At 70.7% G+C, this 23435-nt stretch carries 20 protein-coding genes; 5 read left to right on the forward strand and 15 right to left on the reverse strand.

What is annotated here, in order from left to right; all coding sequences use genetic code 11:
* Positions 1-17 precede the first annotated feature (17 nt).
* The 5 genes from AC3A3H_RS08030 to AC3A3H_RS08050 all read right to left on the reverse strand — a co-directional run bounded on the left by AC3A3H_RS08030 (position 18) and on the right by AC3A3H_RS08050 (position 4612).
* A complete protein-coding gene (locus AC3A3H_RS08030) occupies positions 18-1760 on the reverse strand; it encodes a peptidoglycan D,D-transpeptidase FtsI family protein (protein ID WP_487614032.1) in 1743 nt (580 codons plus the stop codon).
* Between the two features lie 28 nt (positions 1761-1788).
* Positions 1789-2496, reverse strand: coding sequence for a cell division protein FtsL (gene ftsL / locus AC3A3H_RS08035; RefSeq protein ID WP_487614033.1), 708 nt, complete (start codon positions 2494-2496; stop codon positions 1789-1791).
* Positions 2493-3443: a 16S rRNA (cytosine(1402)-N(4))-methyltransferase RsmH gene (gene rsmH, locus AC3A3H_RS08040; protein ID WP_487614034.1), complete on the reverse strand. Its 951-nt coding sequence runs from the start codon at positions 3441-3443 to the stop codon at positions 2493-2495. Before rsmH ends, ftsL begins: the two co-directional genes overlap by 4 nt.
* Positions 3444-3549: 106 nt before the next feature.
* Entirely contained in the window at positions 3550-3981 is a 432-nt protein-coding gene (mraZ, locus tag AC3A3H_RS08045) for a division/cell wall cluster transcriptional repressor MraZ (protein WP_487614074.1), read from the reverse strand.
* A 250-nt stretch (positions 3982-4231) separates the two neighbouring features.
* A complete protein-coding gene (locus tag AC3A3H_RS08050) occupies positions 4232-4612 on the reverse strand; it encodes a DUF3040 domain-containing protein (protein ID WP_487614035.1) in 381 nt (126 codons plus the stop codon).
* A 78-nt stretch (positions 4613-4690) separates the two neighbouring features.
* On the opposite strand from AC3A3H_RS08050, the gene AC3A3H_RS08055 reads away from it, so the two are divergent.
* Positions 4691-5812, forward strand: a complete 1122-nt coding sequence (locus AC3A3H_RS08055) for a polyprenyl synthetase family protein (protein WP_487614036.1) — start codon at positions 4691-4693, stop codon at positions 5810-5812.
* 52 nt (positions 5813-5864) lie between these two features.
* Here the strand turns inward: AC3A3H_RS08055 and AC3A3H_RS08060 are convergent, their stop codons facing one another.
* The gene (locus tag AC3A3H_RS08060) at positions 5865-6206 is read right to left on the reverse strand and encodes an Rv2175c family DNA-binding protein (RefSeq protein WP_487614037.1); all 342 of its coding nucleotides are present in this window, start codon (positions 6204-6206) and stop codon (positions 5865-5867) included.
* Positions 6207-6357: 151 nt separating this feature from the next.
* Between AC3A3H_RS08060 and AC3A3H_RS08065 the strand changes: the two genes are divergently transcribed.
* Complete coding sequence (locus AC3A3H_RS08065; RefSeq protein ID WP_487614038.1) at positions 6358-7461, forward strand: LysM peptidoglycan-binding domain-containing protein; 1104 nt, start codon at positions 6358-6360, stop codon at positions 7459-7461.
* Positions 7462-7558: 97 nt separating this feature from the next.
* Positions 7559-9460 carry a Stk1 family PASTA domain-containing Ser/Thr kinase gene (pknB, locus tag AC3A3H_RS08070; protein ID WP_487614039.1) on the forward strand — a complete coding sequence of 634 codons (1902 nt, stop codon included), beginning with the start codon at positions 7559-7561 and terminating at the stop codon, positions 9458-9460.
* 110 nt (positions 9461-9570) lie between these two features.
* Here the strand turns inward: pknB and AC3A3H_RS08075 are convergent, their stop codons facing one another.
* The 3 genes from AC3A3H_RS08075 to AC3A3H_RS08085 form a co-directional block, all read right to left on the reverse strand.
* On the reverse strand, positions 9571-10917 hold the full coding sequence (locus AC3A3H_RS08075) for a class II 3-deoxy-7-phosphoheptulonate synthase (protein ID WP_487614040.1): 1347 nt from the start codon (positions 10915-10917) through the stop codon (positions 9571-9573).
* 66 nt (positions 10918-10983) lie between these two features.
* Positions 10984-11748 carry a lysophospholipid acyltransferase family protein gene (locus tag AC3A3H_RS08080; RefSeq protein WP_487614041.1) on the reverse strand — a complete coding sequence of 255 codons (765 nt, stop codon included), beginning with the start codon at positions 11746-11748 and terminating at the stop codon, positions 10984-10986.
* A gap of 79 nt (positions 11749-11827) precedes the next feature.
* A complete protein-coding gene (locus tag AC3A3H_RS08085; protein WP_487614042.1) occupies positions 11828-12775 on the reverse strand; it encodes an ROK family glucokinase in 948 nt (315 codons plus the stop codon).
* 155 nt (positions 12776-12930) lie between these two features.
* On the opposite strand from AC3A3H_RS08085, the gene AC3A3H_RS08090 reads away from it, so the two are divergent.
* Positions 12931-14751: an AMP-dependent synthetase/ligase gene (locus AC3A3H_RS08090; RefSeq protein ID WP_487614043.1), complete on the forward strand. Its 1821-nt coding sequence runs from the start codon at positions 12931-12933 to the stop codon at positions 14749-14751.
* 91 nt (positions 14752-14842) lie between these two features.
* On the opposite strand, the gene AC3A3H_RS08095 is transcribed toward AC3A3H_RS08090, so the two are convergent.
* The 4 genes from AC3A3H_RS08095 to AC3A3H_RS08110 all read right to left on the reverse strand — a co-directional run bounded on the left by AC3A3H_RS08095 (position 14843) and on the right by AC3A3H_RS08110 (position 21105).
* Entirely contained in the window at positions 14843-15691 is an 849-nt protein-coding gene (locus tag AC3A3H_RS08095) for an NAD-dependent epimerase/dehydratase family protein (protein WP_487614044.1), read from the reverse strand.
* Between the two features lie 18 nt (positions 15692-15709).
* Positions 15710-16201, reverse strand: coding sequence for a peptide deformylase (gene def / locus AC3A3H_RS08100; protein WP_487614045.1), 492 nt, complete (start codon positions 16199-16201; stop codon positions 15710-15712).
* Between the two features lie 46 nt (positions 16202-16247).
* Entirely contained in the window at positions 16248-17570 is a 1323-nt protein-coding gene (locus AC3A3H_RS08105) for a MinD/ParA family ATP-binding protein (protein ID WP_487614046.1), read from the reverse strand.
* 130 nt (positions 17571-17700) lie between these two features.
* Positions 17701-21105, reverse strand: a complete 3405-nt coding sequence (locus tag AC3A3H_RS08110; RefSeq protein WP_487614047.1) for a pyruvate carboxylase — start codon at positions 21103-21105, stop codon at positions 17701-17703.
* A 70-nt stretch (positions 21106-21175) separates the two neighbouring features.
* Between AC3A3H_RS08110 and AC3A3H_RS08115 the strand changes: the two genes are divergently transcribed.
* Positions 21176-21994, forward strand: coding sequence for a ParA family protein (locus tag AC3A3H_RS08115; protein WP_487614048.1), 819 nt, complete (start codon positions 21176-21178; stop codon positions 21992-21994).
* Between the two features lie 73 nt (positions 21995-22067).
* Here AC3A3H_RS08115 and AC3A3H_RS08120 read toward each other — a convergent pair whose 3' ends face one another.
* Entirely contained in the window at positions 22068-22619 is a 552-nt protein-coding gene (locus tag AC3A3H_RS08120) for a MerR family transcriptional regulator (protein WP_487614049.1), read from the reverse strand.
* Positions 22620-22738: 119 nt separating this feature from the next.
* On the reverse strand, positions 22739-23434 hold the full coding sequence (ftsR, locus tag AC3A3H_RS08125; RefSeq protein ID WP_487614050.1) for a transcriptional regulator FtsR: 696 nt from the start codon (positions 23432-23434) through the stop codon (positions 22739-22741).
* Between the last annotated feature and the right edge of the window lies 1 nt (position 23435).

Below are 23435 nucleotides of genomic sequence, written 5' to 3' on the forward strand. Positions count from 1 at the left end.
GGCGTCTCGGTCGGGGTTCAGTAGTACGGCGGGTAATCGGCCGGGCTCGACGTCGAGGGCTTCACCCGGTAGGTCTTCAGCACCTGGCTCATGATCGTGTGGAACAGCGGAGCCGCGGCAGCCGACGAAGTAATGGTAGTCGGGAACCCCAGGTTGACCGAAACGACGTACTGCGGATCGTCCACCGGCGCGACGCCCATCACGGACACGTAGTACGACGGCAGATAGCCGCCCTTGCCGTCCGGCTGCTGGGCCGTTCCGGTCTTGGCGGCGACCCGGTAGCCCGGGATCTGCAGTTGCTTCGCGAGCTCGCCCTGGGTCGTCACCGACTCCATCATCCCGAGCGTCGTGTTGGCCGCGTTCGCGGAGACGACCTTCTCGGCGGTGGGCTTCGGGACGTCGGTGACGGTGCCGTCCGCCTGCTTGCAGCCCTCGACCATGGTGAGCGGGACCCGGGTGCCGCCGTTGGCGAGCGCCTGGTACGCGCTGACCATCTGGAGCTGCGTCGTGGAGACGCCCTGGCCGAACATGGTGGCGTACTTGGTCTGGTCGTCCCAGTCCTTCACCGGGTTCAGGATGCCGGAGGACGCGCCGGGGTACGGCAGCCCGGTGTCGTCGCCGATGCCGAACTTCTTGAGGTAGTCGTAGCGGGTCTGGTCGCTCAGCCGCTGGCCGAGCTGGGACATGCCCGTGTTCGACGACATCATCAGCACGCCGGTCAGCGTCAGCCGCAGCGGGTCGTGGTAGCCCGAGTCGTGCAGGTCCGCGCCGTTGCCGGACTTCCATTCGTAGGGCGCCAGCACCTGGCTGGTCGGCGTCGCCTTGCCCTGGTCGATGAGCATCGCGGCCGTGAGCGCCTTGAAGGTCGACCCCGGCTCGCGCGGGTCGGTCAGCGACTGGAGCCGCCAGTACGACGGGTCGGTGGCGTCGATGTTGTTCGGGTCGAGAGCGGGCCACTGCGCGATCGCCTTGATCTTGCCGGTCTTGGCCTCCGCCACCGTGACGAAGCCGAACTTCGACCCGGTCGCGCCGACCTGCTGAGCGAGGGTCTGCTCGGCGAACCACTGCAGGTCGCTGTCGACGGTGAGCTCCAGGGTGCCGCCGTCCTTGGCCTTCTTCTGCACGACCGTGCTGCCGGGGATGGCGACCCCGTCGGCGCCGCGCTGGTAGGTCTCCACGCCGTTCCGGCCGGCGAGGCAGCCGTTCTCGCTCTCCTCCAGGCCGCCGTTGCCGGCCTGCGACACGTAGCCGAGGAGGTTGCCGGCCACGGCGCCGTTCGGATAGCTGCGCGCCTGGGTCTTGCCGAAGGTCAGCCACGGATACGGCAGCTTGTCGAGCTTGTCGAACGTGGTGACGTCCATGCCCGACTTGATCAGCACGTACTTCGACTTCGGGTCCGCCTTCAGCGCTGCGTCGAACAGCGCGACCACCGCGTCGCCACCCTGCCCGGTGATGGCGCCGATCTGGGCGGCGGCCTGCACCATCTTGTCCCGGCCGCCCGCGATCGCGTCGGACGGCGAGGCCTGCGCAGTGTAGGTGTAGATCGTCGTCGCCAGGAGCTTGCCGCTCGCGTCGACGATGTCGCCCCGGTTGCCGTAGAGGGTGTTCGAGTCCTCCTTGGCGTCCACCGACTGCCGTTGCAGGGCGTCGGCGCGGACCACCTGGATGTCGACCAGCTTGCCGCCGAGGATGGCGACGAACGCCGCGACGGCCACGACGGTGAGGGCCGTCCGCCTCCGGAGCATCTTCCTGTTGATCACGCCCAGCGCCCGTCCCGTCGAACCGTCGTCAGTGCGTCACCGGTGTCGGCAACGCTCCCTGCAACGGTACGGACGGCTTGGCGGGAGGCGTGGATGCCGCACCCGGGGTTGTGGAACTCCCAGCTTGGGCGCCCGCCCCCGCTGCGGCCGGGCCGCCGGTCACGGTCTGCCCCGCCGCGACGAGCGGCACGCCGTTCAGCTGCGAGTTCGGGACCAGGTTGCCCTGGCCTCCCGTCACGGTGCCCGCCGCCCCGGTCGCCGCGAGCGGCGCACCCAGGACCGCCCCGTCGGAGAGCCGCAGGTAGGCAGGATTGCTGTTGCTCACCATGCCGAGCGCGTTGGCGTTGGCGGCGAGGTTCTGCGGCGACGTGAGCCGGTTGAGGTCCTCCGACGCGGCCTGGTAGCTGCGCTGGAGCTGCGTCTGCTGGGTCTGCAGGGAGCTGAGCTGGTAGGCGCCCTGGGAGACGCCGATGCTGAGCAGCAGCTGCGCGACCACGATCACGAGCAGGGAGGACACCGCGGTGATCGCGTAGAGCGTGCGGGGGCGCGCCCGGCGCTGACTGCGCGTCGACACCACCTCGAGGTGCGAGCGGCGCTCGCGCGCAGGCTGTTCGGGCCTGTCGAGGAGCGGGACGCGGTCCAGCGCGGGCGCCGTGGCCGCAGTCGCCGCCGCCGGCGCGTGCCACGTCAGGGTCGGCCGTCGGCGGACGGCCGCTCCCATCGGGTTGCTGCTCACGAGCCCCTCCTCACTCGTTCGGCCGCGCGCAGGCGCACCGGGGTCGCCCTCGGGTTCGCGGCCTTCTCCTCGTCGTCAGCCAGCTCGGCGCCCCGGATCAGGAGCTTCAGCTCCGGCCGGTGCTCCGGAAGCTCGACGGGAAGCCCTGCCGGCGCGCTGGAGCGCGACCGCGTCTGCAGCTCGCGCTTGACGATGCGGTCCTCCAGCGACTGATACGCCTCCACGACGATGCGGCCGCCTACGGCCAGCGCGTCGATCGCGGCCGGGATGGCGCGCTCGAGCACCGCCAGCTCCTGGTTCACCTCGATGCGCAGCGCCTGGAACACGCGCTTGGCCGGATGCCCCTGCCGCTGCACGGCGACGGGCGTGGCCTTCTGCAGGATGTCGACGAGCTGGCCCGAGCGGACGATCGGCGCCGACTGGCGCTCCTCGACGATGCGGCGGGCGTAGCGGGCGGCGAGCTTCTCCTCGCCGTAGTCGCGGAAGATGCGGCGCAGGTCGGCCTCGGAGTAGGTGGCGAGTACGACCTCTGCGGTGAGCTCGCTGGTGCCGTCCATGCGCATGTCGAGCGGAGCGTCCTTGGAGTACGAGAATCCGCGCTCGACCCGGTCGAGCTGGAGGGACGAGACGCCGAGGTCGAAGAGGATGCCGTCGATCTCGTCGATGCCGAGACCGTCGAGCGCGTCGCGGATGCCGTCGTACACGGTGTGGACGAGGTGCACGCGGTCTCCGAAGCGCGCGAGCCGGGCGCCGGCGATGGCCAGCGCCTCCTGGTCGCGGTCGAGGCCGACCAGGACGGCGTCGGGGAAGCGCTCCAGCACGCCGGCCGAGTGGCCGCCCATGCCGAGCGTCGCGTCCACGAAGACGGCGCCCGGCTTCTGCAGCGCGGGGCCGAGCAGCTCGATGCAGCGTTCGAGGAGGACGGGGGTGTGGATGTCGTCTGTCATGTCCGCACCCGGGAGGATCGGCTCCTGGAGCCGGATCCCCATCCATTCCGACCTGCCACCGGGGAAGTGGTGTCAGGGCGTATGGCTGGGAGTCCGGCGCCAGGCGCTAGAACAATCCCGGGATCACCTCCTCCTCCGTGTTCGCGAATGCTGCCTCCTGCTCGGCGAGGTAGGTCTCCCAGGCCTCGGCGTCCCAGATCTCGGCGCGGCTGCCCGCACCGATCACGACCAGGTCCCTGTCGAGACCCGCGTACGACCGCAGCGGGGTCGGGATGGTGACCCGGTTCTGCTTGTCCGGGACCTCCGCGCTCGCCCCCGAGAGGAAGACGCGCAGGTAGTCGCGGGCCTGCTTGCTGGTCACCGGCGCCTGGCGGATCTTCTCGTGCAGCGATTCGAACTCACGCTGCGAGAAGACGTAGACGCAGTGCTCCTGACCACGGGTGAGGACCAGACCGGACGCGAGCTCATCCCGGAATTTGGCCGGCAGGATGATGCGCCCCTTGTCGTCCAGCTTGGGGGCATAGGTGCCGAGGAACATCGGTGCCACCCCCACTCTCCCGGCCACGGTTGCGGTGTGCCTCCACTTTACTCCACTCTCATCCACAAAATCAGCACAATCGGGAATTTTGCCCCGTTTAGGGGTGTTTCAGGCCCGGAAATACGCGGCAGAAGCCGGTGGAGGGAAATGGAGGGCGAAAGCACCGCCGTGGAGTGTCCGGGCACGAAAAAAGGGCCGATCCGAAGATCGGCCCGAAGGGTGTGGTGCGGTGTGGGGTGCGGTGGAGGGGCTAGCTCTGCCCGTCCTGCCGCTTGTCCCAGCGGTCGTTCATCCGGTCCATGAAACCGGGCTGGCCACGGGTCGGCTTGCTGGACGAGCCGGAAGCGGCTGCGTCGGGGTCGATCGCCACGCGTTTGCCCGGGGCTATCGCCAGGAGCACGCCGCCGAACATCACCACGAATCCGAGGATCCCGACGATGGGGAGTTGGACGAAGACGCCGGTCACCAGGACTCCGACGCCGATGACCGCGACGAGCACACCGAGGACGATCGAGCGGTAGGCGGGGCGAGCCCGCTTGCCTCCGACCTTCGCTACGAAGTCCGCGTCGTTCTGGTAGAGACTGCGTTCCATCTCTTCGAGGAGGCGCTGCTCATGTTCTGAAAGCGGCATCCGGATCCCCCTCTTTCTAGCGGGTTCTAGGCGTTGTGTGGCCGATTGTAGCCGCACCACTCTGACTAGGCTATACGTGTGTCCGAAAGCATCCGATTCGCCGACCTCATCCAGTCAAGAATCGATGGATTCTTCGATGCACGTGCATCCATTCTCGTCTCCATCGCCGACGAACTCGCCCCGATCGCGGCTTTTTCGAGGGATTTTCTCAGCGGCGGCAAGCGCTTCAGGGCGCTGTTCTGCTTCTGGGGCTGGCAAGCGGTCCGGACGGCGGGCGACGAGCCGGGCGATGACGCGGGGGTGACCGCGGGCGGCCCGCTCGACGCGGTCGTCTCCGTCGCCTCGGCTCTCGAGCTGTTCCACGCCGCCGCACTCGTGCACGACGACCTCATCGACAACTCCGACACGCGCCGCGGAGCGCCGTCGGCGCACCGCCGTTTCGAGCGGCTGCACGACCAGGAGGGCTGGCAGGGCTCCGCCTCCGCCTTCGGCACCGGCGCGGCGACCCTGCTCGGCGACTACCTGCTCATCCTCAGCGACGAGCTGTTCGACGAGGGCCTCACCCAGACCGTCAGCGCGTCGGCCCGGCGGTCGGCGCGCGCCGAGTTCAACCGGATGCGCCTGGACGTCACCGCCGGCCAGTACCTCGACATCTTCGAGGAGATCGGCTGGGCCGGCCGGCCCGACGCCGACCAGCTGGCCAGGGCCGAGCGCGTCATCGTCTACAAGTCGGCCAAGTACTCGATCGAGTCGCCGCTGCTGATCGGCGCCAGCCTCGCCGGCGCCACGGTCGGCCAGCTCGACGCGCTGCGCCGCTTCGGCCTCCCGCTCGGCATCGCCTACCAGCTCAGGGACGACCTGCTCGGCGTCTTCGGCGACGCGGACGTCACCGGCAAGCCGAGCGGCGACGACCTGCGGGAGGGCAAGCGGACGGTCCTCATCGCGCTCACCCGCCAGGCGATCCCGGCGGGCGCGCGGTCGACGCTGGACGAGCTGCTCGGCGACCCGGACCTGACGCCGCAGCAGATCCAGACCCTCCAGATGACGATCCGCGACTCCGGCGCTGTCGACAAGGTGGAGCGCATGATCGCGGACAACGTCGCGCGCGCCATCGATGCGCTCGACGATGCGCCGATCGGCCCGGCCGCGCGCGCTCAGCTGCGCGAGCTCGCGGTGACGGTCACCCGCCGGGCCTCCTGAGCGGGCGGCCCGACCGGTCCGCGGTCAGGCCAGAGCCGTCAGCACAGAGCCGTCAGGCCAGAGCTTGGGCGATGCGGCGCACCTCGGCCTTGCGGCCGGCGCGCAGCGCCTCGATCGGGGCGATGCCGAGGCTGTCCTCCTCGGTCAGCAGCCAGTCGACCGCCTCGTCGTCGTCGAAGCCGTTGTCGGCCAGCACGACGAGCGTGCCGTGCAGCTCGCCGAGCGGCTCCCCGTCGCGCAGGAACACGGCGGGGACCTTCAGGACACCGTCGATGCGCTTCGCGGCGAGATGACGGTCCTCGATGAGGCGGCGGACGCGGCTGACGCCGAGCCCGAGCTGCTCCACGAGGTCGGGGATGGTGAGCCACTCTGTGGCCTGGACCTGCTCGTTCACAGAGACAAGCGTGCCACGTCCGGCGGGAGTTCACACGATCGGGCGAATGTTACGGTTATGTTAACTGTTGTCACACGCGTCACGCTGGTTGACTCCTTACTCAGGCTGTGACAGCGTGGGAACGGCTTTGCCACTCAGAAGGGGGTCGACCATGTCGCTGAGCGAGAGCACCAACCGCCGCGTGCTGGGCACGGTGCCGATCGCGATCGCCGGCTCGATCGCGGTGACGCTCAACCTCCTGACGCCCGCGCAGGCCGCGACCGGCGCAGGGCTGGAGCACGCCCCGGAGAAGAGCGAGGCCGGCGGGAAGAGCGACACCGGCCCGCGCGACACGATCCGCGGAAGCGCGGCGACGACGACGACCTCCCCCGGCGAGCTGGCGGTGGCGGCGGCTCCCGCCAGTTACCGGGTGCAGACCGGCGATACGGTCTCCGCCATCGCGGCGCGGTTCGGGCTGTCGACGGCCGCCGTGCTCGCGCTCAACGGGCTGAGCTGGAAGAGCCTGATCTTCCCGGGGCAGGTACTTGCGCTCAGCGGAGCGCCGAAGCCCGTGGCGGCGCCCGCTCCGGCCGCTCCCGCCCCCGCGCCGGTGCCCCCGGGCGCCACCAGCTACACCGTGGCGCGCGGTGACACCGTCAGCGGCATCGCCGCCCGGTTCGGGCTCCGCACCGCCGCCGTCCTCGCCGCCAACGGCCTGAGCGGCGCCAGCATCATCTACCCCGGCCAGAAGCTCGCGATCCCCGGCATGACGACGGCCTCGCTGAACAAGCCGACCCCGGCCCCCGCGCCGGTCGTCGCCGCGCCGGCTCCCGCGCCGGCCCCCGTCATCCAGCCCGGCCAGGTCGTCGCGCTCACCGACGAGATGCGGGCCAACGCGCAGCTCATCGTCCGCATCGGCCGCCAGGAGGGCGTCCCGGCCCAGGGCATCGTGATCGCGCTGGCCGCCGCCGCGCAGGAGTCCGGGCTGAGGAACGTGCGCTACGGCGACCGCGACTCCCTCGGCCTCTTCCAGCAGCGCCCGAGCACGGGCTGGGGCACGCCGGACCAGGTCCTCGATCCGACCCGCGCAACCCTCGCGTTCTTCGGCGGGGCTGGCAACCCCAACCGAGGCCACACGCGCGGCCTCCTCGACATCCCGGGCTGGACGTCGATGACGGTCACGCAGGCCGCTCAGGCGGTGCAGATCTCGGCCCATCCGGACGCCTACGCCAAGTGGGAGGCCTCGGCACGCGCGTGGCTGGCGCAGCTCGGCTGAGCGGCCCGGCCGCCGGAAGGTCACAGCCGGGTCACAGCCCCGCCGCACACCGGTGTTTTGCAGGGTTCGCGGCGGCTCCGTTCCCTAGACTCGATCCGTGACCACGAGCCAGACAGACCCGATGATCGGACGTCTCATCGACGGCCGCTATCAGGTGCGCTCGCGGATCGCCCGGGGCGGCATGGCGACGGTGTACCTCGCCACCGACCTGCGCCTCGAACGACGCGTCGCGATCAAGGTCATGCACGGCCACCTCGCCGACGACAGCACCTTCAAGAGCCGCTTCGTGCAGGAGGCCCGCTCGGCCGCCCGGCTCGCCCACCCCAACGTGGTGAACGTGTTCGACCAGGGCCAGGACTCCGACATGGCCTACCTGGTCATGGAGTACCTCCCCGGCATCACCCTGCGCGACCTGCTCAAGGACTACGGCAAGCTGACGCCCGAGCAGACCATCGACATCATGGAGGCCGTGCTCAGCGGCCTCGCCGCCGCGCACAAGGCCGGCATCGTGCACCGCGACCTCAAGCCGGAGAACGTCCTCCTGGCCGATGACGGCCGCATCAAGATCGGCGACTTCGGCCTCGCGCGCGCCGCGAGCGCCAACACCGCGACCGGCCAGGCGCTGCTGGGCACGATCGCCTACCTCTCCCCCGAGCTCGTCACCCGCGGCGTCGCCGACGCCCGCAGCGACATCTACGCGCTCGGCATCATGATGTACGAGATGCTCACCGGCACGCAGCCGTTCCACGGCGAGCAGCCGATGCAGATCGCCTACCAGCACGCGAACGACCCGGTCCCGGCGCCGAGCAGCGTCAACCCGGCCGTGCCGCCGGAGCTGGACGAGCTCGTGCTGTGGGCGACCGAGAAGGACCCGGACCGCCGGCCCTCCGACGCCCGCGAGATGCTCGACCGGCTCCTCGAGGCCGAGAAGTCGATCCGCGGCGACGCCGTGATGCAGCCGACGATGGTGCTGCCTCCCGCGTTCGACATCGCCGACGGCGACACCCAGATCATCAACCCGGCCATCCGGCAGCAGGTCGCGTCCAGCTCGCCGACGGCGACGGACACCCTGACCTTGGCCGCCCGCCGCCGGCGCGGCAAGGGCTGGTGGCTGTTCGCGCTGGTCCTCCTGCTCGCCGCCGTCGCCGGCGGCACCGGCTGGTACTTCGGCTCGGGTCCCGGATCGTTCGTGACGGTCCCGAACGTCGTCGCGCAGGCGCCGGCGGCGGCCGTCACGACGCTGACGAACCTCGGCTTCAAGACGGCTCAGGCGCAGGAGTACAGCGTCACCGTGCCCGCCGGGCAGGTCTCCAGCACCGATCCGAAGGGCGGCGCGTCGGCCAACCGCGGCAGCACCGTGACGATCCGCGTCTCGCAGGGCCCGAAGCCCGTGAAGATCCCGCCGCTCGCGGGGCAGAACGTGGACGCGGCGAAGTCCTCGATCACGGCCACAGGGGCGAAGGTCGGCGATGTCGCCCAGCAGTTCGACGCCAAGGTCCCGGCGAACACGGTCATCTCGGCGTCGCGCGCCTCGGACGGCAGCGACATCTCCGGAGGCGGCGACTACTTCCAGGCGGCGGCGGTGAACCTCGTCGTCTCGGTGGGACCCATCCCGGACGTCGCGGGCAAGTCGGTCTCGGCCGCGACGGCCGCACTCGAGAAGGTCGGCCTGCACGCCACCGCGGGCCCGCAGAGCTACAGCGACACGATCGACAAGGACGACGTCATCTCGGCCCAGCCGCAGAGCCAGCCGGTGCGCCCGGGCGACACGCTCGCGCTGGAGACGTCGCGCGGCCCGCAGCCGGTGCCGGTGCCCGACGTGGTCGGCCAGACGTGGGACAAGGCCAAGAAGGCGCTCACCGACGCGGGCTTCCAGCTCAAGTACAGTCCGGCCGCCGACCTGCTGCCCGCGGGCTTCGTCGTCTCGAAGATCTCGCCCGACGCCGGCACCCAGGCGCCCAAGGGCTCCACCGTCACCGTGAACTTCGCCGGCTTCTGACCCCGGATCCCGCGCACTCCCCCCACGCACGATCGAGGGGCACGTCGTTGTCACTTCTCGGGCGGAAAAGTGACAACGACGTGCCCCTCGGGGTCGTGTGCGTGCGGGAGTCAGGCCTGGCTGAGCTCCTCGGCGACCAGGAAGGCCAGCTCCAGGGACTGCATGTGGTTGAGCCGCGGGTCGCACAGCGACTCGTAGCGCGTCGCGAGGGTCTCCTCGTCGATGTGCTCCGAGCCGCCCAGGCACTCGGTGACGTCGTCGCCGGTGAGCTCGACGTGGATGCCGCCCGGGTTCGTCCCCGCGGCGCGGTGCGCCTCGAAGAAGCCCTTGACCTCGTCCACGACGTCGTCGAAGCGGCGCGTCTTGTAGCCGTTCGGCGTGGTCAGCCCGTTGCCGTGCATCGGATCGGTGACCCACAGCGGGTTGGCGTCGGAGCGCTTGACGGCCTCCAGCAGCGGCGGGAGCGCGTCGCGGATCTTGCCGGCGCCCATGCGGGTGATGAAGGTCAGCCGGCCGGGCTCGCGCTCCGGGTCGAGCGCGTCGATCAGGCGGCGCATGTCGTCGGCCGACGTCGTCGGGCCGAGCTTGACGCCGATCGGGTTGCGGACGCGGGACAGGAAGTCGACGTGCGCGCCGTCGAGGTCGCGGGTGCGCTCCCCGATCCAGACGAAGTGCGCCGACGTGTTGTAGGGCGTGCCGGTGCGCGAGTCGATCCGGGTCATCGGGCGCTCGTAGTCCATCAGCAGCGCTTCGTGGCTGCTGTAGAACTCGACGCGCGTGAGCTCGTCGAAGTCTGCGCCGGCGGCCTCCATGAACTTGATCGCGCGGTCGATTTCGCGGGCGAGACCCTCGTAGCGCTGGTTGGCCGGGTTGGCGGCGAAGCCCCGGTTCCAGCTGTGCACCTCGCGCAGGTCGGCGAACCCGCCCTGCGTGAACGCGCGGATCAGGTTCAGCGTGGAGGCCGCGGTGTGGTAGCCCTGGACCAGCCGGCGCGGGTCGGCCGCGCGGGACTCCGGGGTGAAGTCGTACCCGTTGACGATGTCGCCGCGGTACGCCGGCAGCGTCACGCCGCCGCGGGTCTCGGTGTCGCTGGAGCGGGGCTTCGCGAACTGCCCGGCCATCCGGCCCATCTTGATGACGGGGACGGACGCGCCGTAGGTGAGCACGACGGCCATCTGCAGCACCGTCTTGACACGGTTGCGGATCTGGTCGGCCGTCGCTCCCGCGAACGTCTCGGCGCAGTCGCCGCCCTGGAGCAGGAACGCCTTGCCCTGCGCAGCGCGCGCCAGCCGCGTACGCAGCTGGTCCACCTCGCCGGCGAACACCAGCGGGGGCAGGGTCGCGATCTCCGCGGACGCCGCTGCTGCGGCCTCCGCGTCCGGCCACTGCGGCTGCTGCTTGATCGGGAGCGTGCGCCAATAGTCCAGGCCCTCGATCACGGAGTCGTCAGCTTTCACGACGGGATCTGTGGTCTGCAGCACTGTTCTGGTTCCGCTCGGTCGGGTGGATTGGGATAACCGAGCCTATCGCGCCGGGCGGGCCTCCGGAGTCGCTGCAGCAGATTGTGACGGGACCGCGGCCGGCGCGGACGGGGCCGCACCGGCGGAGAGCTCCGCGCGCTTCTCCTTGACCGTGCTGGCGTAGACGTCGACGTACTCCTGGGCGCCCAGGCCGTGCAGCGCGTACATGATCTCGTCGGTGACCGAGCGGAGGATGAAGCGGTCGCCCTCCATCCCCTCGAACCGGGAGAAGTCGAGCGGCTCGCCGATGATGATGCCGATCCGGCCGATCCGCGGCAGCCGCTTGCCGATCGGCATGATCTCGGCCGTGTCGATCATCGCCACGGGGACCACCGGGACCCCGGCCTCCAGGATCATGCGCGCGACACCGGTGCGCCCGCGGTAGAGCTTGCCGTCGGGACTGCGGGTGCCCTCCGGGTAGATGCCCAGGATCTCCCCGCGCGCCAGCACCGCGAGCCCGGTGTTGAGCGACGCCTCGGACGCCTTGCCTCCCGACCGGTCGATGGGGAGCTGGCCGGTGCCGTTCATGAACGCCCTGGTCGCCCAGCCCTTCAGGCCGCGCCGGGTGAAGTAGTCGCTCTTGGCGAGGAACGACACGTGCCGGTCGACGACGATCGGCAGGAAGATCGAGTCGATGAACGACAGGTGGTTGCTGGCGAGGATGACCGCGCCGTTCGCCGGCACGTTGTCGAGCCCGACGACCCAGGGACGGAAGACGCCGCGGAGCAATGGCCCCGCGATCAGGTTCTTCATCAGCCAGTAGAACATCGATCGAAAGCCTACTGCCCCGCCCCGCCCAGTGGGAGGACCGGCGCAGTGGGAGGACCGGCGCAGTGGGAGGACCGGCTCAGAGCGCGGCGTGCAGGCGAGCCAGATCGGCCGCGCCGACCACCCCGGCGTCGTTGACGAGCTCCGCGATCTTGAACTCCGGCTCGGGGTGGAAGCCGCGCGCCGGCAGGTTCTCCAGGTACGCCTGACGGATCGGCTCCAGCAGCAGCTCGCCCGCCTGGGCGACACCGCCGCCGAACACGAACAGCTGCGGGTCGAGGACGGCGCCGAGGCTCGCGCAGGCCTGGCCGAGCCAGTCGCCGAGCTGGCGGAGCGCGGCCAGCGCGCCCGGGTCGCCCGCCAGGATCAGCGCGGAGATGTCGGTCCCGGCCAGCTCGCCGGTGCGGCTGCGCACGTCCGCGAGCGCCTGCCCGATGCCGCCGGCGTCGGCGAGCTCGTTGGCCATCCGCTGCAGCGCGCGGCCCGAGCCGTACTGCTCGATGCAGCCGTGCGCGCCGCAGCCGCACGGCAGGCCGCCGGGGACGACGCGCATGTGGCCGATCTCGGCCCCCGCGCCGAACCCGCCGCGGAACAGCCGGTCGTTGCTGACGATCGCGCCGCCCACGCCGGTGCCGATGGTCAGGACGACCATGTCGCTGACCAGCCGGCCCGCCCCGTAGCGGAACTCCGCCCAGCCCGCCGCGTTGGCGTCGTTCTCGATGATGACCGGGAGGTCGATGCGCGCTTCGAGCTTCTCGCGGAAGGGCTCGTGCCTCCAGTTGATGTTCGGCGCGTAGTACACGGTGGACTGCGCCGCGTCGATGAAGCCGGCCGCCGCGACGCCCGCGCCCGCGATCCGCTCCGGGCCGTCCGAGAGCCGCTCGATCATGGCGACGACGGCGTTCTCGATCTCCTCCGGGCGGGACGCGTCGGTCGGCACGCGGTCCTCGCGGACGATCGCTCCGAACTCGTCGACGACCGCTCCGGCGATCTTGGTCCCGCCGATGTCGATTCCGATGGCGTGCACAGGCGGCCCCTTCCGGGTTGGTGCGGGTCAGTGGGATGCGCGGTCCGGGGCCGTCACGGGACACTCCCTGCCGCACCATCTAGAGTGTAATCAACCACCGCGAGCCGGAGCGATTCGGCCCGGTCACCTGTCCGCCCGGTACCGAGGGAGTTACCGTGAACCAGTTCGAAACGCCCGTTGTCGTCCCCGCCGATCCGGAGGCCAACGCGACGGACCTGCTCGTGCAGCGGGTCGCCGCGACTCCGGACGCGGCGCTGTTCAGCATCCCGGACGGCGCCGGCTGGAAGGACGTGACCGCGGCGGAGTTCCACCGCCAGGTCGTCGCGCTGGCCAAGGGCCTGGTCGCCGCGGGCATCGAGCCGGGCGACATGATCGGCCTGATGTGCAAGACCCGCTACGAGTGGACCCTGATCGACTTCGCCGCCTGGTTCGCCGGCGCCGTGCTCGTCCCGATCTACGAGACGTCCTCGCCCGCGCAGGTGCAGTGGAACATGTCGGACTCGGGGGCGAAGGCCGTCATCCTGGAGACCGCGGAGATGTTCTCCCGGTTCGACGAGGTGCACCCCGACCTCCCGCTCATCCAGAACGTCTGGCAGCTCCACCTGGGCGACCTGGACAAGCTCGTGGCCGGCGGCGCGGACGTGCCGGACGCCGAGATCGAGCGCCGCAGGAACCTGGCCCGCGGCGAGGACATCGGCACCCTGATCTACACCTCCGGCTCCACCGGCCGCCCCAAGGGCTGCGTGCTCACCCACGCCAACTTCGTGGAGCTGTCGCGCAACTCCGCCGAGGCGCTCGGCGAAGTCCTGGAGGGCGCCTCCACCCTGCTGTTCATCACGACCGCCCACGTCTTCGCCCGGTTCATCGCCGCGCTCTGCGTCACAGCGGGCGTGAAGGTCGGCCACCAGGCCGACACCAAGCAGCTGCTGCCCGCGCTGGCCAGCTTCAAGCCGACCTTCCTCCTCGCCGTGCCGCGGGTGTTCGAGAAGGTCTACAACTCGGCGGAGCAGAAGGCGGAGGCCGGCGGCCGCGGCAAGATCTTCCGCGCAGCGGCCGAGGTGGCCGTGGCGCACTCGAAGGCCGTCGAGGCCGGCTCTGTGCCGTTCGGGCTGAAGCTCAAGTTCGCCGTCTACGACCGGCTGGTGTACTCCAAGCTGCGTGCCGCGATGGGCGGCCGCGTGAAGTACGCGGTCTCCGGCTCCGCACCGCTCGGCGCGCACCTCGGCCACTTCTTCCACAGCCTCGGCATCAAGATCCTCGAGGGCTACGGCCTCACCGAGACGACGGCGCCCGCGACGGTCAACCGGCCCGACATGTTCAAGATCGGCACGGTCGGCCCCGCGCTCCCCGGCGTCGACCTGCGCCTGGTCGAGGACGGCGAGATCGAGGTCAGGGGCATCAACGTCTTCAAGGAGTACTGGAAGAACCCCGAGGCGACCGCCGCGGCCTTCGACGACGGCTGGTTCCGCACCGGCGACCTCGGCTCGTTCGACGCCGACGGCTACCTGACGATCACCGGACGCAAGAAGGAGATCATCGTCACGGCCGGCGGCAAGAACGTCTCCCCCGCGGCGCTGGAGGACCCGATCCGCGCCAACCCGCTGGTCGGCCAGGTGGTGGTCGTCGGCGACCAGAAGCCGTTCATCGCCGCCCTGGTGACGCTCGACACCGAGATGCTGCCGACCTGGCTGGCGAACAACGGCGAGGACAAGGACATGACGCTCGCCGAGGCGTCGGTGAACCCCGCGGTGAACGCCGAGATCCAGCGCGCTATCGACGCGGCGAACCACGGCGTCTCGCGCGCCGAGAGCATCCGCAAGTTCGTCATCCTCGCCACGGAGCTCACGGAGGCCAGCGGCCACCTCACGCCCAAGCTCAGCATCAAGCGCAACGTGATCCTGTCCGACTTCGCCGACGTGATCGACGGCGTCTACAGCGACAACCCCAGCACGCAGGGAATCTCCCTCGCGCACTGAGCGTCTCCGCCACCACCGAGGGGCACGTCGTTGTCACTTTCCGACGTCGGAAGTGACAACGACGTGCCCCTCGGCTCGTTTGGATCGTGCGTCAGACCTCGTCGCGCCAGGAGTGCTGGGGGTCGTAGCCGAGGAGGCGGCGCGCCTTGTCGATCGACAGGAGCGTCTCGTTGTCGTCGAGGTCGTCGCGCTTGAGCGGGACGCCGGGGAAGACCTCGGCGACCAGTTCCGCGTTCGTCCGGCTCATCACCGTGTCCGCCGCGGCGATGATGAAGCGGTCGAAGCCGGTGGCGTCCCACTCCAGGGCCTTCTGGATGGCCTGGGCGCCATCGCGGGCGTCGATGTAGCCCCACAGGTTCCACTTGCGTCCACGCGGGTCGGCGTCGTACGACGGGAAGGCCGCGTAGTCGGCGGGCTCCATCACGTTGGAGAAGCGCAGCGCGACGATCTTGAGCGACGGGTCCCAGCGCACGAGTTCGATCGCCATCTGCTCCTCGAGGTGCTTGACCAGCGAGTAGGTGGACTCGGGGCGGGCCGGGTAGTCCTCGTCCACCGGGATGTAGGGCGGCGGCACGTCGAACGGGAGGCCGAGCACAGTCTCGCTGGAGGCGTAGACAACGTTGCGGATGCCGGCCCGGCGCGCGGCCTGGAAGACGTTGTAGGTGACCCGGATGTTGTTGTGGAACGTCTCGACGTCGCTCAGGATGCCCGGCGCCGGGATGGCGGCCAGGTGCACGATCGCGTCGAAGCCGTCGTGCTTGTCGTCGACGCCCATGATGGCGTCGACCGTCTGACCGTAGTCGGTCAGGTCGACGCGCACGAAGCCGGGGCCGCGCTCCCCCGTCGCGTCCAGGTTGATGACGGTGTGACCCGCCGCGCGTAGTTCGCGGACGACTGTGCGTCCGAGCTTGCCCGATCCTCCGGTGACTGCAATGTCCATACAGGCGAGTCTACGGAATCAGAACCAGTCGCTTTCCCGCACCTGCCGCATCGCCTCGCGCCGGGTGTCCTTGTCGAGACGGTCCAGGTAGAGCCGGCCGTCGAGGTGGTCGGTCTCGTGCTGCAGCGCCTGCGCCATCACGCCGGTGCCGGAGAGCTCGATCTCGTTGCCGTCCAGGTCGATCCCGCGCACCCGTGCGAACGGGTAGCGCGCGGTCTTGAACCACAGGCCGGGCACCGAGAGGCAGCCCTCGTCGACGAGCTCGGGCTCGCCGGAGACCTCCACCAGCTCGGGGTTGATGATGTAGCCGACCTCGCCGTCCACGTTGTAGCTGAACGCCCGGAGGCCGACGCCGATCTGCGGGGCGGCGACGCCCGCGCGCCCGGGCGGGACCACGCTGTCGATCAGGTCCTCGACGAGGCCGCGGACGCCCTCATCGATCTCGCGGACCGGCTCAGACGGGGTCTTCAGGACGGGGTCGCCGAACAGGCGGATCTGACGTTCGGTCACAGGGATCTCCTCGGGCGCGGGATGCGCGGGGTCGACGGGAGCGGGATCAGTCGCGCTCGGCGGGCAGGCCCTCCACCACGAGCGCGGCGAGCGCCCGGGCGGACAGCTTGGTCAGGGGCTTGAGGTCCTTCCAGGAGACCACGGAGCCGGCGGCGAGCTGCGGGTCGTACGGGATGCGGACGATCTCGCGCACCCGCGAGCGGAAGTGCGACTCGATCTCCTCGAGCTTCACCAGGTTCGTCGCGTGCGTGGCGGTGTTGAGCGCCACGACCGCGTTGCGGACCAGGTCCGTGTAGCCGTTCGCCTCCAGCCAGGTGAGCGTCTCCGACGCGAGCCGCGCCTCGTCGACGCTGCCGCCGGAGACGATCACGAGCTCGTCGGCGCGCTGCAGGGTGGCACGCATCACCGAGTGGACGATGCCGGTGCCGCAGTCGGTCAGCACGATCGAGTAGAACCGGGCGGCGAGATCGGCGACCACGTTGTAGTCGTTCTCGTCGAAGGCCTCCGACAGCAGCGGGTCGGTGTCGGACGCGAGGATGTCGAGCCGGGTCTCATCGCGCGAGACGAGCGCCGAGAAGTCGGTGAAGCCGCCGATGCTGGCGGCTTTGTGGACGACGTCGCGCACGGTGGCTCGGGTCTGCTTGGGCACGCGCTCGGACAGGGTGCCGCGGTCGGGGTTGGCGTCGACCGCGATGATGCGGTCCTCTCGCGCGGAGGCCAGCGCCATCCCGAGCAGGGTCGTGATGGTGGTCTTGCCGACGCCGCCCTTGCGGGTGAGCACCGGGACGAAGCGCGTGCCGCCCTCGAACTGCTTCTGGATGCGGTGGTCGAGCTCCTTGCGGGCGCGCACCTTGGCGGAGTCGCCGAGGTTCACCGTGCGGAACGTGACGTTGTAGACGAAGCGCTGCCACGGTCCCTCCGGGCCGGGTCGGGTCTTGCGGTTGACCTCCAGCAGCCGGTCGGCAGTCAGCATCGCCGCGGGCTCCGGCTGAGGCGAGTGCTCGCCGCGCAGCCGTTCGCGGCGGGACTGCGCGAACGCGTCGTGCGTGTCGCGGTCGGGCAGCGCCGCGCCGCCGTCGGCGGACGGGCTCTCCTGCGTCACGGTCGGACCCGTCGCGAGCCGCGAGGCGACGATGGCGACGGAGGTCGTTGTCGGCTCGGTCGGCGATGCGACGAAACCCGGGTCGACAGGGACCTCGTCGATCGCGACGGCGGCCTCGTCCTCCGGGACCTCCTGCGGAGGCACGGGAGGCAGGTCGACGGCGATGCTCAGCTTCGTGTCGATCTCGAGCGGGGACGGCCTGAACGTCGGCTCCTGGTCCCGCGGCGCGAGGTCGCCGCGTTCCGGCTCCTCCGGCTTGTCTGCCACGCTTGCACTCCTTCTGACCGCGCGACGGCGGCACTGCGACAGTTTATCGGGCGGCCCCGCCCACGACGCCAGCGGGCGGACGCGCCGCAGCGCTCCCCGCCGCTGCGGGGAGCGCTGCGGGCGGCGCCCGTCAGGCGGGGGCGACGACGACCAGGAGGTCGCCCGCGTCCACCTGCTGGGTCTTCGGGATGGCGAGGCGCTCGATCGTGCCGGCGACCGGCGCGGTGATCGCGGCCTCCATCTTCATGGCCTCGATCGACGCGACCGCCTGGCCGGCGGCGACGGTGTCGCCCGGCACCACGTGCAGGGTCACGACGCCCGAGAACGGCGCGGCCACGTGACCGGGCTTGGCGGAGTCGGCCTTCTCGGCCGCCTTCGTCTCGACCACGATGCTGCGGTCGCGCACGAACACCGGCCGGAGCTGGCCGTTGAGCGTGGTCATGACCGTGCGCATGCCCTTGTCGTCGGCCTCGCCGATGGCCTCCAGGCCGATGTAGAGCCGCACGCCCTTGCTGAACTCGATGACGTGCTCCTCGACCGGGGAGAGCCCGTAGAGGTAGTCGACCGAGTCGACCACCGACAGGTCCCCGAAGAGCTCCCGGATCTGCTCGTAGATGCGCGTGGGCGCCGGGAAGAGCAGGCGGTTGAGCGTCGCCCGGCGCTCGGCGCTGGAGCCCAGCAGCGCCTCCGCGTCGGCGGCCGGAAGGTCCTCGACGCCGACCTTGATGGTCTTGCCCGCCAGCACCTTGGTGCGGAACGGCTCCGGCCAGCCGCCGGGCAGCTCGCCCAGCTCGCCGGCCATGAAGCCGACGACCGAGTCGGGGATGTCGTAGTTCTGCGGGTTCTCGGCGAAGTCGTCCGGGTCCGCCCGCACGGCCGCCAGGTGGAGGGCGAGGTCGCCGACCACCTTCGACGACGGCGTGACCTTGGGGATGCGGCCCAGGATCCGGTTCGCCGCGGCGTACATGTCCTCGACCAGCTCGAAGTCCTCCGCGAGGCCCAGCGCCTTGGCCTGCTGACGCAGGTTGGAGAGCTGGCCGCCGGGGATCTCGTGCTTGTAGACGCGGCCCGTGGGGCCGGGCAGACCGGACTCGAACGGCCGGTAGACCTGGCGCACGGCCTCCCAGTACGGCTCGAGGTCCTCGACCGCGGACAGCGAGATGCCGGTGTCGCGCTCGGTGTGGGCGAGGGCCGCGACCAGGGCGGAGGCGCTCGGCTGGCTCGTGGTGCCGGCCATCGGGGCGCTCGCCACGTCGACCGCGTCGGCCCCGGCGCGCGACGCCGCGAGCAGCGTCGCGAGCTGGCCGCCCGGGGTGTCGTGGGTGTGCACGTGCACCGGGAGGTCGAACCGCTCGCGGAACGCCGCCACCAGCTTCTCGGCGGCGGTCGGGCGCAGCAGGCCGGCCATGTCCTTGATCGCGAGGATGTGCGCACCCGACTCGACGATCTGCTCCGCGAGGCGGAGGTAGTAGTCGAGCGTGTAGAGGTCCTCGGCCGGGTCGAGCAGGTCGCCGGTGTAGCAGACCGCGACCTCGGCGACGGCCGAGCCGGTGGCGAGCACCGACTCGATCGCCGGGCGCATCTGCGAGACGTCGTTGAGGGCGTCGAAGATCCGGAAGATGTCGACGCCGGTTGCCGCGGCCTCGCGCACGAACGCGTCGGTCACCTGCGTCGGGTACGGGGTGTAGCCGACGGTGTTGCGGCCGCGCAGCAGCATCTGGATGTTGATGTTCGGCAGCGCCTCGCGCAGGCTCGCCAGTCGCTCCCACGGGTCCTCGCCGAGGAAGCGGAGGGCGACGTCGTAGGTCGCACCGCCCCAGGCCTCCACCGAGAGCAGCTCGGGGGTGAGGCGGGCGACGTACGGGGCGACCGCCAGGAGGTCCTTGGTGCGCACGCGGGTCGCGAGCAGCGACTGGTGCGCGTCGCGGAAGGTGGTCTCGGTGACCGCGAGCGCGGTCTGGGCCCGGAGCGCGTCGGCGAAGCCCTTCGGGCCGAGCTCGAGCAGCTTCTGGCGGGAGCCCGCAGGGGCCGGCACGCTCAGGTCGACGCGCGGGAGCTTCTCCACCGGGTCGGCGACCTCCGGACGCGGGCCGTTCGGCTGGTTGACCGTGACGTCGGCCAGCCAGTTGAGCACCTTGGTGCCGCGGTCCTTGGAGGCGCGGCCCTTGAACAGCTCCGGCCGCTCCTCGATGAAGGAGGTGGAGACGTTGCCCGCGATGAAGTCCGGGTCCTCCATGACCGCCTGCAGGAACGGGATGTTCGTGGCGACGCCGCGCACGCGGAACTCGGCCAGCGCGCGCCTGGCGCGCAGCACGGCGGCCGGGAAGTCGCGGCCGCGCGTGATGAGCTTGGCGAGCATGGAGTCGAAGTGCGGGCTGATCTGGGCGCCCGGGTTGATCGTGCCGCCGTCGAGGCGGATGCCGGCACCGCCCGGCGAGCGGTAGGTCGTGATCTTGCCGGTGTCGGGGCGGAAGCCGGCGGTCGGGTCCTCCGTGGTGATGCGGCACTGCAGGGCGGCGCCGCGCATCTGCACGGTGTCCTGGCTGAGGCCGAGGTCGGCGAGGCTCTCACCGGCCGCGATCCGGATCTGCGACTGCACCAGGTCGACGTCGGTGATCTCCTCGGTGACCGTGTGCTCGACCTGGATGCGCGGGTTCATCTCGATGAACACGTGCTGGCCGGCGCGCTCCCCCGCGGTGTCGAGCAGGAACTCGACGGTGCCCGCGTTCTCGTAGCCGATCGACTTGGCGAAGGCGATCGCGTCCCGGTACAGCGACTGGCGGATCTCGTCGGAGAGGTTCGGCGCCGGCGCGATCTCGACCACCTTCTGGTGGCGGCGCTGCACCGAGCAGTCGCGCTCGAACAGGTGGATGGTGTCGCCCGCGCCGTCCGCGAGGATCTGCACCTCGATGTGACGCGGGCGGAGGACGGCCTGCTCCAGGAACATCGTGGCGTCGCCGAACGCGCTGTCGGCCTCACGCATCGCCTCCTCCAGCGCCGCGCGCAGGTCCTCCTGGCGGGCGACCCGGCGCATGCCGCGGCCGCCGCCGCCGGCGACCGCCTTGGCGAAGATCGGGAACCCGATCGCCTCCGCTCCCGCGAGGAGCTCGTCGATGTCGCGCGACGGCGGGGTGGACTTGAGGACGGGGACGCCCGCGGCGATCGCGTGCTCCTTCGCCGTCACCTTGTTGCCGGCCATCTCGAGCACCTCGGCGCGCGGGCCGATGAACGCGATGCCCGCGGCGCGCGCGGCGTCGGCCAGCTCCGGGTTCTCGGAGAGGAAGCCGTAACCGGGGTAGATCGCGTCTGCGCCGGACTCCTTCGCGACCCTGATGATCTCCTGAACATCCAGGTAGGCGCGCACCGGGTGGCCCGGCTCGCCGATCTGGTAGGCCTCGTCCGCCTTCAGCCGGTGCATCGAGTTGCGGTCTTCGTAGGGGAAGACGGCGACCGTGGCGGCGCCCAGTTCGTAGGCGGCGCGGAAGGCTCTGATGGCGATTTCACCGCGATTGGCAACGAGGATCTTACGGAACATGGGGACCTTTCGAGCAGGGGTCGGCACCACACAGCAAACGGTTAGGTAGTCCAAGACTAGTGAAGGTAACGTGGCTGTCGTGCACGTACTCAGCGTTAGTTCCCTCAAGGGCGGTGTCGGAAAGACCACGGTGACGCTTGGTCTGGCCTCGGCGGCGTTCGCGAAGGGGCTCCGAACGCTGGTCGTCGACCTCGACCCGCAGTCCGACGTCTCGACCGGCATGGACATCCAGGTCGCCGGCCATCTCAACGTCGCCGATGTGCTCGCCTCGCCCAAGGAGAAGATCGTCCGCGCGGCGATCGCACCCTCCGGCTGGACCAAGGGGCGCCCGGGCAAGGTCGACGTGATGATCGGCAGCCCCTCCGCGATCAACTTCGACGGCCCGCACCCCAGCATCCGCGACATCTGGAAACTCGAGGAGGCGCTGGCCAACGTCGAGCACGACTACGAGCTGGTCCTGATCGACTGCGCCCCGTCGCTGAACGCGCTCACCCGCACCGCCTGGGCGGCCAGCGACCGCGTGGCGGTCGTGACCGAGCCCGGCCTGTTCTCGGTGGCCGCGGCCGACCGCGCGCTGCGCGCGATCGAAGAGATCCGCCGCGGGCTCTCGCCGCGCCTCCAGCCGCTCGGCATCATCGTCAACCGCGCGCGCGTCCAGTCGCTGGAGCACCAGTTCCGCATCAAGGAGCTGCGCGACATGTTCGGCCCGCTGGTGCTCTCGCCCCAGCTGCCCGAGCGCACATCGCTGCAGCAGGCGCAGGGCGCGGCGAAGCCGCTGCACGTCTGGCCCGGCGAGAGCGCGCAGGAGATGGCCCACAACTTCGACCTGCTCCTGGAGCGCGTCCTCCGCACCGCCAAAATGGGCGAGTACGCCGTAGCCGGCTCCTGACCCCGCGTTCGAGACGGCGCGAAGTCGGCCGGAAACCGCCGAGACGGCGGAGAGTGCGCCGCTTCGCGGGCGGCTAGGAGGCCTTGAACTTGGCGGAGCGGCGAGCGGCGAGCTCGTCGAGTTCGTCGCCCTGGGTGTCCAGCTCGACCAGGGAGGACTCCACCTCGCGGAGGACCTTGCCGACGGCGATGCCGAACACGCCCTGGCCACGGCTGACCAGGTCGATGACCTCGTCGTTCGAGGTGCACAGGTAGACGCTGGCGCCATCGCTCATCAGCGTGGTCTGAGCCAGGTCGTTGACGCCCGCCTCGCGGAGCTGGTTGACCGCCGTGCGGATCTGCTGGAGCGAGATGCCGGTGTCGAGGAGGCGCTTGACGAGCTTGAGGACGAGGATGTCGCGGAAACCGTACAGCCGCTGCGAACCGGACCCGGCCGCACCGCGGACCGTGGGCTCCACGAGGCCGGTGCGCGCCCAGTAGTCGAGCTGGCGGTAGGAGATGCCGGCGGCGCGGGCCGCGACGGCGCCGCGGTAGCCGTTGGCGTCGTCCATCTCCGGGAGGCCGTCGGTGAACAGCAGCCCCAGATCGTACCGGGCGGCGTCGCTGTCACGACTCAGTTCGCTCATGTTGACTGCCCCTCGGTTGACGGATCGCGCGCTTCGTGATGAGGCGCATCAACCACGGTACCCATCCCCTGGTCGCCGGGCAACGACATCCGGCAAACGCCCTCGGCGTGTCGAGCCGGTCAGGGCTGGAGACGCGTCAGCGCGGCCCGGATGATGCTGCCGCGGACGACGTCGAGCTGTCCGGCGATCTCACGGGCGAGCTCCGCGGTCTGCGGGCCCGCCGTCACGTCCTTGCGGCGGGCGAGAGGCACCAGGGCGGTCTCGATCAGCCCGATCTCGCGCTCCGCGGCGGCGCGGAACCCGCGCAGATGGCGCGGTCCGATCCCGGTGCGGGACAGCTCGACGAGGGCCCGGAGCACGGTCAGCGTCTCTTCGCCGTACACCTCGGCGGGCGTGACGAGCGAGGCGCTGATGGCCTCCTGCAGCAGCTCCGGCGTGGCGCCGGCCTCGCGCAGCAGCTCGTCGCGGTGGAACCGCCGGCCGGCGGGCAGCATGGACGCCTGGCCCTCGCGACCGCCCGGCAGCGTGGGGTTCTCCCCCGCATCGAGCGCGGCCAGGTAGCCCTTGATGACCTTGAGCGGGAGGTAGTTGTCGCGCTGCATCGCCAGCACGGTGTGCAGCCGCTCGACATCCGCCGGCGAGAACTTGCGGTATCCCGACGCCGTACGGGCGGGCGTGATCAGCCCGCGCTCCTCGAGGAAGCGCAGCTTGGACGACGACAGGTCGGGGAACTCGGGGGTCAGCCGCGCGAGCACCTGGCCGATGGAGAGCATCGCAGGCGAGGCGGCCTGCGCCCTCGCTGCTTGCCGGGCCACT

The organism is Leifsonia sp. Soil_N53 (genome assembly GCF_057655165.1).

Bases quoted from the DNA above. Each gene is read 5' to 3' on its own strand.
- rsmH (WP_487614034.1), bottom strand. From the start codon at position 3,443: ATGACAGACGACATCCACACCCCCGTCCTCCTCGAACGCTGCATCGAG.
- mraZ (WP_487614074.1), bottom strand. From the start codon at position 3,981: ATGTTCCTCGGCACCTATGCCCCCAAGCTGGACGACAAGGGGCGCATC.
- AC3A3H_RS08050 (WP_487614035.1), bottom strand. From the start codon at position 4,612: ATGCCGCTTTCAGAACATGAGCAGCGCCTCCTCGAAGAGATGGAACGC.
- AC3A3H_RS08065 (WP_487614038.1), top strand. From the start codon at position 6,358: ATGTCGCTGAGCGAGAGCACCAACCGCCGCGTGCTGGGCACGGTGCCG.
- AC3A3H_RS08080 (WP_487614041.1), bottom strand. From the start codon at position 11,748: ATGTTCTACTGGCTGATGAAGAACCTGATCGCGGGGCCATTGCTCCGC.
- AC3A3H_RS08095 (WP_487614044.1), bottom strand. From the start codon at position 15,691: ATGGACATTGCAGTCACCGGAGGATCGGGCAAGCTCGGACGCACAGTC.
- AC3A3H_RS08110 (WP_487614047.1), bottom strand. From the start codon at position 21,105: ATGTTCCGTAAGATCCTCGTTGCCAATCGCGGTGAAATCGCCATCAGA.
- AC3A3H_RS08120 (WP_487614049.1), bottom strand. From the start codon at position 22,619: ATGAGCGAACTGAGTCGTGACAGCGACGCCGCCCGGTACGATCTGGGG.